The sequence below is a fragment of the Ancylobacter sp. FA202 genome (assembly GCF_000380205.1).
Classification (GTDB): domain Bacteria; phylum Pseudomonadota; class Alphaproteobacteria; order Rhizobiales; family Xanthobacteraceae; genus Ancylobacter.
The window spans coordinates 2,442,170-2,454,926 of record NZ_KB904818.1; the positions used below are offsets into that span (position 1 = coordinate 2,442,170).

General features: G+C 68.3%; 11 protein-coding genes. 4 read left to right on the plus strand and 7 right to left on the minus strand.

What is annotated here, in order from left to right; all coding sequences use genetic code 11:
• Positions 1-11 precede the first annotated feature (11 nt).
• Together A3M1_RS0110980 and A3M1_RS0110985 are read right to left on the minus strand one after the other, a co-directional pair.
• A complete protein-coding gene (locus A3M1_RS0110980; protein ID WP_018389019.1) occupies positions 12-599 on the minus strand; it encodes a protein-S-isoprenylcysteine O-methyltransferase in 588 nt (195 codons plus the stop codon).
• Between the two features lie 15 nt (positions 600-614).
• A complete protein-coding gene (locus tag A3M1_RS0110985; RefSeq protein ID WP_245261639.1) occupies positions 615-1,940 on the minus strand; it encodes a hypothetical protein in 1,326 nt (441 codons plus the stop codon).
• 223 nt (positions 1,941-2,163) lie between these two features.
• Between A3M1_RS0110985 and dxs the strand changes: the two genes are divergently transcribed.
• Entirely contained in the window at positions 2,164-4,086 is a 1,923-nt protein-coding gene (gene dxs, locus A3M1_RS0110990) for a 1-deoxy-D-xylulose-5-phosphate synthase (protein WP_026221271.1), read from the plus strand.
• A gap of 15 nt (positions 4,087-4,101) precedes the next feature.
• On the plus strand, positions 4,102-4,872 hold the full coding sequence (locus A3M1_RS0110995) for a TlyA family RNA methyltransferase (protein ID WP_198291128.1): 771 nt from the start codon (positions 4,102-4,104) through the stop codon (positions 4,870-4,872).
• Between the two features lie 35 nt (positions 4,873-4,907).
• Here A3M1_RS0110995 and A3M1_RS0111000 read toward each other — a convergent pair whose 3' ends face one another.
• Entirely contained in the window at positions 4,908-5,444 is a 537-nt protein-coding gene (locus A3M1_RS0111000) for a DUF1097 domain-containing protein (RefSeq protein WP_018389023.1), read from the minus strand.
• A 211-nt stretch (positions 5,445-5,655) separates the two neighbouring features.
• On the opposite strand from A3M1_RS0111000, the gene A3M1_RS0111005 reads away from it, so the two are divergent.
• Positions 5,656-6,915 (plus strand): class I SAM-dependent RNA methyltransferase, encoded by a 1,260-nt coding sequence (locus A3M1_RS0111005; protein WP_018389024.1) that lies wholly within the window; start codon positions 5,656-5,658, stop codon positions 6,913-6,915.
• A 33-nt stretch (positions 6,916-6,948) separates the two neighbouring features.
• Here A3M1_RS0111005 and A3M1_RS0111010 read toward each other — a convergent pair whose 3' ends face one another.
• From A3M1_RS0111010 to aroC, 3 genes are all read right to left on the minus strand, one after another.
• Entirely contained in the window at positions 6,949-7,755 is an 807-nt protein-coding gene (locus tag A3M1_RS0111010) for a DUF1194 domain-containing protein (RefSeq protein ID WP_018389025.1), read from the minus strand.
• Between the two features lie 162 nt (positions 7,756-7,917).
• Positions 7,918-9,222, minus strand: a complete 1,305-nt coding sequence (gene ribB / locus A3M1_RS0111015; RefSeq protein ID WP_018389026.1) for a 3,4-dihydroxy-2-butanone-4-phosphate synthase — start codon at positions 9,220-9,222, stop codon at positions 7,918-7,920.
• Positions 9,223-9,838: 616 nt separating this feature from the next.
• Positions 9,839-10,951 (minus strand): chorismate synthase, encoded by a 1,113-nt coding sequence (gene aroC, locus A3M1_RS0111020; protein WP_018389028.1) that lies wholly within the window; start codon positions 10,949-10,951, stop codon positions 9,839-9,841.
• A gap of 158 nt (positions 10,952-11,109) precedes the next feature.
• Between aroC and A3M1_RS0111025 the strand changes: the two genes are divergently transcribed.
• Positions 11,110-12,429, plus strand: coding sequence for a hemolysin family protein (locus A3M1_RS0111025; protein ID WP_018389029.1), 1,320 nt, complete (start codon positions 11,110-11,112; stop codon positions 12,427-12,429).
• Between the two features lie 11 nt (positions 12,430-12,440).
• Here A3M1_RS0111025 and A3M1_RS0111030 read toward each other — a convergent pair whose 3' ends face one another.
• Entirely contained in the window at positions 12,441-12,659 is a 219-nt protein-coding gene (locus A3M1_RS0111030) for a hypothetical protein (protein WP_018389030.1), read from the minus strand.
• Between the last annotated feature and the right edge of the window lie 98 nt (positions 12,660-12,757).

Here is a 12,757-nt window from a genome sequence, read left to right on the forward strand (position 1 = left end):
CCCTCGTTCTCTCAGTACAGGCCCGGGATCAGCCGCGCCGTGCGGGCGCTGTAGGCGCGGTATTCGTCGCCGAACGTGTCGAGCATCATCTTCTCTTCGCGGCCGATGCGGAAGGCATAGAGGATGCCGAAGCCGATGAGGCCGGCCGGGCCGGCGATCCAGTTCGGGATCAGGATGAGCTGTGCCAGCGCCCACAGGAAGAAGGCCGAATACATCGGGTGGCGCACATGGCGGTAGACGCCGCCGGTGATGAGCTTGTGCGCGTCCTTGATCTCCAGCGTCACCGACCAGTTCTTGCCGAGATCGCGGTGGGTGCGGCGGAACAGCCAGAGCGAGAAGAGGAAGGTGAGGGTGCCAAGCGCGAACTGCACCGGCGAATAGGGATAGTTGGCGCCGTCGAACACCGGAGAGGTCGCCCACAGCAGCGGGACGATGCCGAGGCCCAGGGTCGAGCAGGAGAGCAGCACGAGTTCGCGCAGCCGGTCGCGGGCGTCGATGACGCGCTCGCGCTTCACCTTGCGCTCGAAGGGCAGGCGGATGACGTACCAGCCGATGCAGCCAGCGGCCCACACGATCTTGGCGGCGACGAGAAGGGTCATGAAGCGTCCGTTGGTTCAGGCGATCAGGGAGCCATCCGCCGCAAAGCGTCCCACCGGCCCCTCCGCGCGGGAGGAAAGATCGGGGAAGGAAAGCGGGCCGAGGGCGAACATGAAATAGTCGTAGGGCGCCTTCTGCTCATTCGCCAGCAGGAACTGGTAGTGCAGCCGCATAGCGTGCCAGCGCAGCCGCTTCAGTTTGGCGTGGGTGAGCATTTCTTTGATGTTGGCGTTGCGCAGCAATGGCGGGCTGGGCTCGGCATGCTCGAAGCCGGCGCGGCGCAGCGTAACTGGGTGAAACTTGTAGAAATTGATGGCATCGTGCCGCGCTTGGTACTCGACCCAGATGAGGCGAGGCGTCTGCGCAATGCGGGCAGCCTGCCGGCGCACCTTGCCGCCCTTGGCGTGCAGGGCAAGCTTCGGGATGGTGGCGCCGCAGGTAAGCAGGTTGATCCGCGTCGGCCCATCCGCCAGCGCGGCATCGCGATCGAGCGCGCGGTCGATCACGCCGAGCATCAGCGTCGCCCCCAGGCTATGCCCAACCAGGATGATCTCGTCATGCGCGCCGGCGCGGGCCGCCTCTCCCAGCACCTCGGCGAAGCGGTCGAGCCGGCCGTCGAGGATGGGAGTGCGATCGTGCAGATAATCGCGCGCCAGATCCCAGTCGTCGAGCGCCTGATGCAGTCGCCAGTCGCGTCCCGGCCGGCGAAACAGAGCGAAGAAGGCTGCGGTGCCGGCTGCGAGCGCGACAATCCAGGTCAGCGGGGCCGGCAGGAAGGGCAAGGCGGCCCAGTAGGCGAGGCCCCCGATAAGCGCACCGCCGGCCAGAAACAGCGCGCAGATGAGATAAGGGAAAAAGAAGAAGGCGCCGTAGCGCGGGCTGGCGCGAAAATAGCCCCGCGCCGCGCCGCCGCGCAAAAAGTCCCACAGCCCGCCAAAGCCGCGCCATAGGCGCACCGGGTCGGGCCGTGCGTCCAGCGCGCCGATGATGTCCTCCCAGCGCAGGATGCGGTACTCGGTGCGTGTCGACCAGTTCGGGCCGCGCGCGGTGGCCTCCCAGCGGGCATAGGGCTGCGCACCGTCGTCGAGCCGTGGCGTCACGCCGACCTCGACCGACCACAGCTTGCCGAACCGTTCCGCCTGGTTGGCGAAGCGGCCATGGTGATAATCCATGTCGGTCGGGTCATGGCCAGGAAAAAACAGCACCAGCCGCCGGAAGGGCGGCCTCGCCGGCGTGTTGGCGCCGCCCCCGTCCACGTGGGTGGCGACGATGCCCTCTCCCGCGCCAGCGAGTGCCCCCGGCCTGTCGTTCCTCTGCGTCGACGTCGCGACTCGTCTGTCCATGCCGCGTTTTTAAAGGAAGCCGGGCCGCGAGGCCAACGCCGCGTCGGCCTGCACACGCGGTCTCCACATGCGGTTGAGCCCCCGTCACGGCGCCGGAGGTCGCGTCCGGGTCGCGTGAGCGTGCGTTGCGCGCCCCGCTGTCCTTGTGTATGCCGTTGGACTTCGCCCGGCGGCGCGTGCCCCTGTGTGCGCGCCGCCGGCGAATGTGTTTTCGGAGCCGTTCTTGACCCGTCCCTCGACGCCGCTACTCGATACCGTCCGCGAGCCGGCCGATCTGCGCCGCTTGCCGGAGGAGCAGTTGCCGCAGATCGCGGCGGAACTGCGCGAGGAGATGATCGACGCGGTTTCCGTCACCGGTGGCCACCTCGGCGCCGGGCTCGGCGTGGTCGAGCTGACGGTCGCACTGCATCATGTGTTCGATACGCCCAATGACCGGCTGATCTGGGATGTTGGTCACCAGTGCTACCCGCACAAGATCCTCACCGGGCGGCGCGAGCGTATGCGCGCACTGCGCCAGGGTGGAGGTCTTTCCGGCTTCACCAACCGGGCCGAGAGTGAGTACGATCCCTTCGGCGCCGGCCATTCCTCCACCTCGATCTCGGCGGGGCTCGGTATGGCCGTGGCGCGCGACCTCGCCGGCGGCCAGCGCAATGTAGTGTGCGTGATCGGCGACGGCGCCATGTCTGCCGGCATGGCCTATGAGGCGATGAACAATGCCGGGGCGATGGATTCGCGCCTCATCGTCATCCTCAACGACAACGACATGTCGATCGCCCCGCCGGTGGGGGCCATGTCGGCCTATCTGGCGCGGCTGCTGTCCGGGCGGACCTATCGCTCGCTGCGGGAGACCGCCAAGCAGCTCGCCGGCAATCTGCCGAAGTTCTTCGGGCGGCAGGCCGCGCGGGCAGAGGAATTTGCGCGCGGCTTCTGGACCGGCGGTACGCTGTTCGAGGAACTCGGTTTCTATTATGTCGGGCCAATCGATGGCCACAATCTCAGCCACCTGCTGCCGATCCTGCGCAATGTGCGAGACGCCGAGACCGGGCCGGTGCTGGTCCATGTCGTTACCCAGAAGGGCAAGGGCTATCCGCCGGCGGAAGCTTCCGCCGACAAATATCACGGTGTCCAGCGCTTCGATGTCGCCACCGGCGCGCAGAAAAAGGCAGCGTCCAACGCCCCAAGCTTCACGCGGGTCTTCGCCGAGAGCCTGATCGAGGAAGCCCGTCACGACGATAAGATCGTCGCCATTAACGCCGCCATGCCGGCTGGCACCGGGCTCGACCTGTTCGGCGAGGTCTTTCCCGAGCGCACCTTCGATGTCGGCATCGCCGAGCAGCATGCCGTGACCTTCGCGGCCGGGCTGGCGACCGAGGGCTACAAGCCGTTTTGCGCCATCTACTCGACCTTCTTGCAGCGGGCTTATGACCAGATCGTCCATGACGTGGCGATCCAGCGCCTGCCGGTGCGCTTCGCCATCGACCGCGCCGGTCTGGTGGGAGCGGACGGCGCCACCCATGTCGGTGCCTTTGACGTGCCGATGCTCGCCACACTGCCGGGCATGGTGGTAATGGCGGCGGCCGACGAGGCCGAACTGATGCACATGGTGGCGACCGCTGCCGCCTACGATGAAGGTCCGATAGCCTTCCGCTACCCGCGTGGCGAGGGCGTGGGCGTGGAGCGCCCTGCGCGCGGCACGCCGCTGGAAATCGGCCGTGGACGGGTCGTGCGCGAGGGTTCGAAGATCGCCCTGCTCTCGCTCGGCACGCGGCTGGCCGCCTGCCTTGCCGCCGCCGACCAGCTCGCCGGCTTTGGCCTGTCGACCACAGTTGCTGATGCGCGCTTCGCCAAGCCGATCGACAGCGATCTGGTGCTGCGGCTGGCCCGCGAGCACGAGGTGCTTGTCGTGGTGGAAGAAGGCGCTGTGGGCGGATTCGGCAGCCATGTGCTGACCCTGCTGGCCGAGGCGGGAGCGCTGGATCGCGGCCTCAAGATCCGCACCCTCGCGCTTCCCGACCGTTTCATCGAGCAGGATTCGCCTTCCAGCCAGATGCACGAGGCGGGTCTCGACGCCGAAGGCATCGTGCGCGGTGTCTTCAATGCCCTCGGGCGCGATGAAGAAGCTGCGCTCGCCCTGCTGCGCGGCTGAGCCGGCCGACCGGCGATGCGCCCACCGTCCGCTGCAAAGCTGCCCTCCTCTTCCTCCCGCCGCGACCGTGCCGACCGGGTGCTCGTGGAGCGTGGCTTGTTCGACAGCCGCGCCCGCGCCCAGGCGGCGATCGAGGCCGGCCTTGTCACGGCTGACGGCAAGCGGGTCGCCAAGCCCTCCGAGACGATTTCCACCAGCGCTGCCATCGCGGCCCGCGAGGCCTATGAATGGGTGTCACGGGCCGGGCTGAAACTGGAGGCGGCGCTTGACGCCGCCGGGCTGAGCGTCGAGGGGCTGGAGGCGCTGGATGTCGGCGCTTCGACCGGCGGCTTTACCGAGGTCCTGTTGGCGCGCGGCGCTTTGCGGGTGCACGCTATCGATGTCGGGCGCGACCAGCTGCATCCCCGGCTGCGGGGCCATCCTCGCGTTGTCTCCCGCGAGGGGACCGACATTCGCACCCTTGCGCCGGGCGAGGTGCCGGCGGCCGGTATCCTGACCGTGGACGTGTCGTTCATCTCGCTGAGCCAGGTGCTGCCGGCGCTGCTACCTCATGCGGCGGCAAAAGCGCATCTGGTCGCACTGGTGAAGCCGCAATTCGAGGTCGGGCGGAGCCTGCTGTCGAGAGGCGGCATCGTGAAGGACGCTGAAGCCCGCGCGGAGGCGGCGGCGCGCATCGCATATCTCCTGGCGGAGCGTGGTTGGCGGGTGACGCATCGGCTCGTCTCGCCCGTGCTGGGCGGGGACGGCAATGAGGAAAGTCTTCTCGTAGCGGCGCGGGCGGAGTGATGCCGCCCGCGCCTTCACCCCAGGAGCGGCGCCGGTCAGGCGCGGCGCGTCTGGCCGCCACTGGCGACCAGCATCCCCGCGACCTTCTCCGAGACATAGCCCAGCGCGGCGCCGACGATCATCGACAGCACGATCGTGACCAGCGGGTTGGCGAGGCTGGCGGCGGTGAGGTTGGTGAGGCCGTCCGCCGTCAGCAGCGTATAGGCGGCCATGGCGGCAAAGCCGTAGACCATCGCCGGAATGGCGGCGAAGGCCGGGAGATGGCCGAGCAGGATCATCACCAGCACGCCGACGCCGACGCAGATGCCGGCCCATACGGGCAGTCCAAGCGTGTCGCCGAGCCCGCCACGGCTGACCGCCAGCAGAGTCAGCCACGCCATGACGGCGCCGGCGATGTTGGCGAGGATGGTCGCCTTGAGTCCGGCTTCCTTGCCACCGCAGTGGAAGAAGCAGGCCCAGGCGATGAAGGCGGCCCAGATTTGCAGGCCGCCAGCGAGAGGCCCGAGAAACAGCCAGGTCGCGAGGCCCCCAAGGACGCCAACGCTGATGGCAAGTGCGGAAACAAGCGGCATTCTTTCCCCCTTTTGTTTGTTTAGAGACTTATTATTATGTGCATGTGTTAAGTAAACGAGACTGTCCATTTAAGTAAACGGAATCAGCCGCGCTTATATTAGCGTAGATTCTTGCGGCTGGCATAGGTTTTGAATTCTTTGGTTGGGAAGAGAGTTAGATTTTCTTGCAAATACATTATAACTTATGGATCATGACAGAGGTGACGTCCGAATGAGCATGACCAAGCTCGACATTGCGTGGATCGGCCATCGGGGCGACGGCGTTGCCGACACGACGGAGGGGCCGGTCTTCGTGCCGCTGACCCTGCCCGGCGAGGTGGTTGAGGTTGAGCGCGAGCATGACCGGGCCCGACTGCTCGCAGTGCTCACGCCGAGCCCGGACCGCATCGAGCCGATCTGTCCGCATTTCGGCCCGTGCGGCGGCTGCGCGCTGCAGCATTGGGCGCCGGCGCCCTATGAGACCTGGAAGCGCGCGCTCGTTGTCGAGACGCTGGCCCGGGCCGGGATCGAGACCGAGGTCGCGCCGTTGGTTCACGCCCATGGCGAGGGCCGCCGGCGGGCGACCTTCCACGCGCGTGGCACGGGTGGCAGCGCACCGAAAGGGCGGGACGTGCTGGCGGTGGGCTTCGCCGGGCGGCGCAGCCATGCGGTGGTGGCGATCGACGCCTGCCCCATTCTCGCGCCCGGCCTTGATGGCGCCCTCAAGGCGGCCTGGGCGGTGGCGCAGGAACTGGTGCCGATCGCCAAGCCGCTCGACATCCAGGTGACGGCGACGGAAACCGGGCTGGACATGGATGTGCGCGGTAGCGGCCCGCTGAAGCCGAACCGCGTCGTCGCCCTGGCTGAGATCGCCGGCGAGCACGGGTTGGCGCGCCTCACCCGGCATGGCGAACTGGTGCTGCAGCGCGAGCCGCCCCTGCTCACCATGGGTCGCGCGCGCGTCGCCCTGCCGCCCGGCTCGTTCCTGCAGGCCACTGCGGCGGGGGAAGCAGCGCTGGTGCGGCTGGTGACGGAGGCGGTGGACGGCGCCAAAGGCGCGGCGCGGGCGGTGGACCTGTTCTCGGGTGTCGGAACCTTCGCGTTGCGGCTTGGCGAGCGGGTGCGGGTGACGGCCTATGAATCCTCCGCCCCCGCGATCGAGGCGCTCACAAAGGCGGTGCGCGGCGCGGCCGGGCTGAAGCCGGTGACGGGTGAGGTGCGCGACCTGTTCCGCCGCCCGCTGCTGGCGCAGGAAATGAAAAGCGTGGATGTCGCGGTGTTCGACCCGCCGCGCCAGGGGGCGCAGGCGCAGGCGCGCCAGCTGGCGGCGAGCGCGGTGCCGCTGGTGATCGGCGTGTCCTGCGACACAACCACTTTCGCCCGCGACGCCCAGATCCTGATCGAGGGCGGCTACCGGCTGGAACGTGTCACCCCGGTCGACCAGTTCCTTTATTCCGCCCATGTCGAGCTGGTGGGCGTGTTCCGCCGGTAAGGCGGCTGGATGAAAGCCGGCCCGGCCCGCTCCCTAATTGCCCCAGCGCTCCATCCACATGCGTTCGCCGATGGAGCAGGACACGCGCGGCTCGGCGCTGGAGGCCGGGCGGATCAGCGCGGCCTCGGGCCGCCGGATGCCGGCGATTTCCAGCACCAGCTTGGTCTTGATGGCATGGGCGAATTCATGCGGCCCGCGCACCGGAATGACAAAGGCGCCGGGGCCGCCGATGACGCAGTCCTCGTAATAAATGTCGAGGTCGCCAATATCCAGCAGCGAGCCGGTCGCCTGCTTGAGCATCAGCGGCAGGCCGTTGATGGTGATGCCGCGCGCGGCGATGGCGTCGCGCGTCACATCCACCAGCGGGCCCTGATTATTGGTGCCGTCGCCGGATATGTCGATCACCCGCCGGAGGCCGCGAATGCCGTTTCCCTCGATCAGGTCGGCGCTGAAATTCATCGCGCTGGAAATCGAGGTGCGGTAGACGCGGCGCAGCGGTGCGGCGCCGATCGCGGCGGCGAAGGCGCGTGCCTCGCTGGGGCTGCCCACCAGCGTCCAGTCGACCACCAGCTTCTGCTCGTCCGCGCCCGCCCATTCGACATAGGCGATGGCGATCCGGCCATTGGGGCCGAGCCGCAGCGCACTGAGGAATTCCGGCGAGGTGACGGCCTGCATATAGCCTTCGCGCTGCAGCGCGAGCTCGTCGAGGTCCATCGAATAGGACACGTCGACCGCCAGCACCAGCTCGACATCGACAATGTCATCGGCGCGGGCGACGCCTGCGGCCGTGAGGCTGCACAGGGCGGCGATCAGGGCGAGAAACGCACGCACGCGCGACATCGCGACCTCCGTCGGTGACGGGACCTCGACGTGTCAGAGAACCGTCATGCCCATGGTGACATGAGGGGGGCGGGGGCACGAGCCGAAAGTGTGGGCGGGCGCCTCGACCCGATGCCGTTCGCGTGAGCGTTCGCTACCGGGGTAGCGAACGCTCCCCGCGTGTCACACGTCCAGAGTCTCGGTGCCTGTGATCTCGATGCCGAAGCCGGCGACGCCGACATAGGTGCGTGCGCGCGACGCCAGCAGCCGGATCGAGGAAATACCGAGATCGCGCAGGATCTGCGCCCCGAGGCCAACCTCGCGCCAGTTCTGGTCGCGTATCTTGGCGGTCTCGATCTTGTCCTCGCCGCCCATGGTGACGGCGGGCACGCCCGTGGTGCCGTCGCGCAGATAGACCAGCACGCCGCGCCCTTCCGCCTTGATGCGCTCCAGCGAGGCGCGGATGGCCTTGCCGCCGGTGAACACGTCGCCGATCGGGTCGGCCCGGTGCAGGCGCACCAGCACGTCGCGGCCGTCGCCGATCTTGCCGTGGATGAGAGCGATGTGGTTCACCGGCTCGAAGGGCGTGACATAGGAAATGGCGTGCATCTCGCCCACCGCCGTCGGGGCGGCGAATTCGGCGGTGCGGCTGACCAGCTTCTCGCGCAGCTGGCGATAGGCGATGAGATCGGCCACCGAGATCCGGGTGAGCTTATGGGTGGCGGCGAATTCCGTGACTTTCGGTCCCCGCATCACCGAGCCGTCATCGTTCACCAGTTCGCAGATGACGCCGACCGGCTCCAGATTGGCGAGCCGGCACAGATCCACCGCCGCCTCGGTGTGGCCCGAGCGCATGAGCACGCCGCCTTCCCTCGCGATGAGCGGGAAAATGTGGCCGGGGCGGACGAAATCCACCGCGCCGGCATTCGGGTTGGCGAGGCCGCGCACGGTGGCGGTGCGGTCCTCGGCGGAGATGCCCGTCGTGGTGCCGTGGCGGTAATCGACCGAGATGGTGAAGGCGGTGGAGTGCGGGGCGTCGTTGTCCGTCACCATCGGGTTGAGCCGCAGCCGCTTGGCGTGCTCAGCGGTGAGCGGGGTGCAGACGATGCCCGACGTGTGGCGGACGATGAAGGCCAGCTTTTCCGGCGTGGCGAACTGGGCGGCGACGATGAGGTCGCCCTCATTCTCGCGGTCGTCATCATCGGTGACGACGAGCATCTCGCCACGGGCAAAGGCTTCGATCGCCGCTTCGACGCGGGCCTGCAGATTATCGGTCATCAGTATCGCCTCCACGCTCGCGAGCCCGAGGAAATCGTTCGGCGTCACCGCGCCGCCGGTGGCGGCGGCGATGCGCCCGCCCGCCTCCCGCGAGATCCAGGCCGTTTCGTCCTTGCACAGCGCGGTGATGCTGGCCGGTGACAGGCCGACGGCGCGCGCGAAAGCGCTCTTGGTCGTGCCTGTTGTGGTGAGCCAGTCCGCGAGTTTCATGACACGACGATAGGGCTGAGAATATTCACTGGCAATGAAAATTCTAGATCGTTTCAGCGATACTGAAATCCGCCCGGCGCGCAGGCAGGCTGAAGCGCTCCGTCGCCGGTTCGGGCGCGGAGAAGCGGGCCGGCACGTCGCCTTCCGCCCCTTCGATAAGGGGCGTGCGGGGCGCCGGGACGGAAGCCCCGGCGGTCGCCTGCACCGTGTGTGAAAGATGGTGCAAGCAGGTCGTCAACCGTCCGACGCGCCGTCTCCGACGCCCCGCAACGCGGTGTTTCTAGGCTTGCTCCATGCGCGCCCGGGAGGACTGTCACTTTCTATCCTCCCCTGTGGGGTGCGTGACGCGCCGGCACGCCCTTGCGGACGGGTCGACGCGCGTCTCCCCGTGGCCGGTGGAAAGACCGACCGGGGACGCATGGCTTGGGCCGCCGGGCCTTGGGGTGCGTTACTCCCCGCCACTCGGCCACCGCCCCCCACCCCGCGCGAGCCGGCCGCTCCGGTTGCGCCCCCTTCGTCGGGATGAGGTACGGGGATTATCGCGCCGGGGGCAGGGGGGGCGGATAGAATTGTGTTGGCGCGGCCCTTCGCGGCGTTCCGGCCGGGAGGACGAAGCTCAGCGCGGGAATGGCCAGACCGGCGGGGTGCCCACCTGGCCGCGCTGGCGCAGGAAATGGTCGGCCAGCACGCAGGCGACCATCGCCTCGCCCACGGGGACGGCGCGGATGCCGACGCAGGGGTCGTGCCGGCCCTTGGTGATGATCTCCGCATCCTCGCCATGGCGCGTCACCGTGCGGCGCGGGGTGAGGATGGAGGAGGTCGGCTTCACCGCGAAGCGCACCACCACCGGCTGGCCCGTGGAAATGCCGCCGAGCACGCCGCCGGCATGGTTGGCGAGGAAGACCGGGCGGCCATCATTGCCCATCCGCATCTCGTCGGCATTGTCCTCGCCGGTCAGGGTCGCGCTGGCGAAGCCCTCGCCGATCTCGACGCCCTTGACCGCGTTGATGCTCATCAGCGCTGCCGCCAGATCGGCGTCGAGCTTGCCATAGAGCGGCGCCCCGAGGCCCGGCGGCACGCCCTCGGCCACCACCTCGATCACCGCGCCGACCGAAGAGCCGGATTTGCGGATGCCGTCGAGATAATCCGCCATGCGCGCGGCCGCCTGCGCGTCCGGGCAGAAGAACGGGTTGCGGCCGATTTCGGCGCTGTCCCAGTTCGCGCGGTCGATGCCGATCTCGCCCATCTGCACCAGCGCGCCGGTGATGGTCACATCAGGCAGCACCTTGGCGGCGATGGCGCCGGCGGCGACCCGCACCGCCGTCTCGCGCGCGGAGGAACGCCCGCCGCCGCGATGGTCGCGCAGGCCGTATTTCACGTCATAGGCATAATCGGCATGGCCGGGGCGGTAGCTCTCGGAAATCGCCGAATAATCCTTGGAGCGCTGGTCGACATTCTCGATCAGAAAGGCGATCGGCGTGCCGGTGGAAATGAGCGTGCCGTCCTCCTCCGCCAGCGTGCCGGAGAGGATGCGCACCTCGTCCGGCTCGCGGCGCTGGGTGGTGAAGCGCGACTGGCCGGGCCGGCGGCGGTCGAGCGCGGCCTGCACCTCCTCCAACCGGAAGCGCAGGCCGGGCGGGCAGCCGTCGATCACCCCGCCAATGGCGGGCCCATGGCTCTCGCCAAAGGTGGTGACGCGGAAGAGGTGGCCGAAACTGTTGAAGGACATAGCGGTTCCACCGGCGGCAGGGGAGGGGTTCCGGCGCTTCTAGGCGCCCGCGCGACGGGCGTCAAACACGCCGCGGCGCCCTCCGGCCGTTGAGCGCCATGGAGAATGGCGCCAATCATGCTAGAGAGTGTCAATCCCTGATTGCCAACCCCGAGCCGATGCCCCTTTTTGAAATCGCCGTCGTCGTCCTGCTCGTCCTGATCAATGGCGTGCTCGCCATGGCCGAGCTTTCCGTCGTGTCCGCCCGCCCGGCGCGTCTGCGCTCACTGGCCGATAATGGCTCCCACGGGGCCCGCATGGCGCTGCAGCTGGCCGCCGACCCCGGCCGCTTCCTCTCCACCGTGCAGATCGGCATCACCCTGATCGGCATTCTGGCCGGCGCCTTCTCCGGCGCCACGCTGGGCGGGATGATGGGTGAATGGCTGCAGCAGCAGGGCGTCTCGCCCGGTCTCGCCGGCGGCCTCGGCTATTCGCTCGTGGTGGCGGCGATCACCTATGTCTCGCTGATCATCGGCGAGCTGATCCCCAAGCGGCTGGCGTTGCGCAGCCCGGAAAAGCTCGCCAGCCTGGTCGCGCCTGGGATGGTGATGCTGGCGCGCATCGGTGCGCCCGCCGTGTGGCTGCTCGACATTTCCTCGCGCGTCGTGCTGCGCCTGCTGGGCGAGCACGGCACCAGCGACGAGAACAATGTGACCGACGAGGAAATCCGCGCCATCGTGATGGAGGCGGAGACCGCCGGCGTGATCGACCCGGACGAGCGCAAGATGATCGCCGGGGTGATGCGCCTCGCCGACCGGCCGGTGCGGGCGGTGATGACGCCGCGCACCGATGTCGACTGGATCGACCTTACCGACGAGCCCGACGCGGTGCGCCAGACGATCCGCGAGACGCGCCACACCCGCATGCCGGCCTGCGAGGGCACGCCGGAGGAGGCGGTGGGCGTCATCGACATTCGCGATCTGCTGGAAGCCTATCTCAATGGCGAGACGCCCGACCCGCGCCGCTTCGTCAAGCCGGCCGCCGTGATGGTGGAGACCGCCGGGGCGCTCGACGCGATGAAGACGCTGCGCCACGCGGAATCACCGCTGGCGCTGGTTGTCGACGAATATGGCTCGATGGTCGGCATCCTCACCCCGGCCGACCTGCTGGACGCCATCGCCGGCACCGTGGTGCTTGACGAGGACGGTCAGGCCAAGCCCGACGTGGTGGAGCGGGCGGATGGCAGCTATCTCGTCGCCGGCTCGACCCCGCTCGATGAGCTTTCCGAGGTGCTGGGCATCCGCATCCCGCAGGATGCCGGCTTCCACACCGCCGCCGGTCTGGTGCTGCATGAACTGAAGGCGCTGCCGCAGGAGGGCGCCACATTCGAGACGATGGGCTGGCGCTTCGAGGTGGTCGACATGGACGGACGGCGCGTCGACAAGCTGCTGGTGCAGCGCGCCGTGGTTCCCCGGCGCCGGGCGCCGCTGCTGGGCTGAACGCTCAGACCTCAGCGCACCACAATGTCGACCGACAGCGCCGGCGTGGACGCCGGCAGCCCGCCATAGCGGGTGCCGACGCCGACGACGACGGTGACGATGGCAACGGCCAGCGCCGCGGCGATCAGGCCATATTCGAGGCCGGTGCCGTGGGGCCGGCGTGCGACGGCGGTGCGGCGACGCGATACCATCGACTGCCCGACCATTTCCCGTTCCACCATTTCGCGCATGGACCTGTCTCTGCTTGAATACATCCGCATGACATCTGTCTTGGGACAGATCTTGTTATGAGGACACCTTGCGCCCCACACCTTGACCGCACGTTAAA

Coding starts and splice junctions, on each gene's coding strand:
- A3M1_RS0111005 (WP_018389024.1), top strand. CDS start 5,656: ATGAGCATGACCAAGCTCGACATTGCGTGGATCGGCCATCGGGGCGAC.
- A3M1_RS0110985 (WP_245261639.1), bottom strand. CDS start 1,940: ATGGACAGACGAGTCGCGACGTCGACGCAGAGGAACGACAGGCCGGGG.
- aroC (WP_018389028.1), bottom strand. CDS start 10,951: ATGTCCTTCAACAGTTTCGGCCACCTCTTCCGCGTCACCACCTTTGGC.
- A3M1_RS0110995 (WP_198291128.1), top strand. CDS start 4,102: ATGCGCCCACCGTCCGCTGCAAAGCTGCCCTCCTCTTCCTCCCGCCGC.
- A3M1_RS0110980 (WP_018389019.1), bottom strand. CDS start 599: ATGACCCTTCTCGTCGCCGCCAAGATCGTGTGGGCCGCTGGCTGCATC.
- A3M1_RS0111010 (WP_018389025.1), bottom strand. CDS start 7,755: ATGTCGCGCGTGCGTGCGTTTCTCGCCCTGATCGCCGCCCTGTGCAGC.
- A3M1_RS0111025 (WP_018389029.1), top strand. CDS start 11,110: ATGCCCCTTTTTGAAATCGCCGTCGTCGTCCTGCTCGTCCTGATCAAT.
- ribB (WP_018389026.1), bottom strand. CDS start 9,222: ATGAAACTCGCGGACTGGCTCACCACAACAGGCACGACCAAGAGCGCT.
- A3M1_RS0111030 (WP_018389030.1), bottom strand. CDS start 12,659: ATGCGCGAAATGGTGGAACGGGAAATGGTCGGGCAGTCGATGGTATCG.
- A3M1_RS0111000 (WP_018389023.1), bottom strand. CDS start 5,444: ATGCCGCTTGTTTCCGCACTTGCCATCAGCGTTGGCGTCCTTGGGGGC.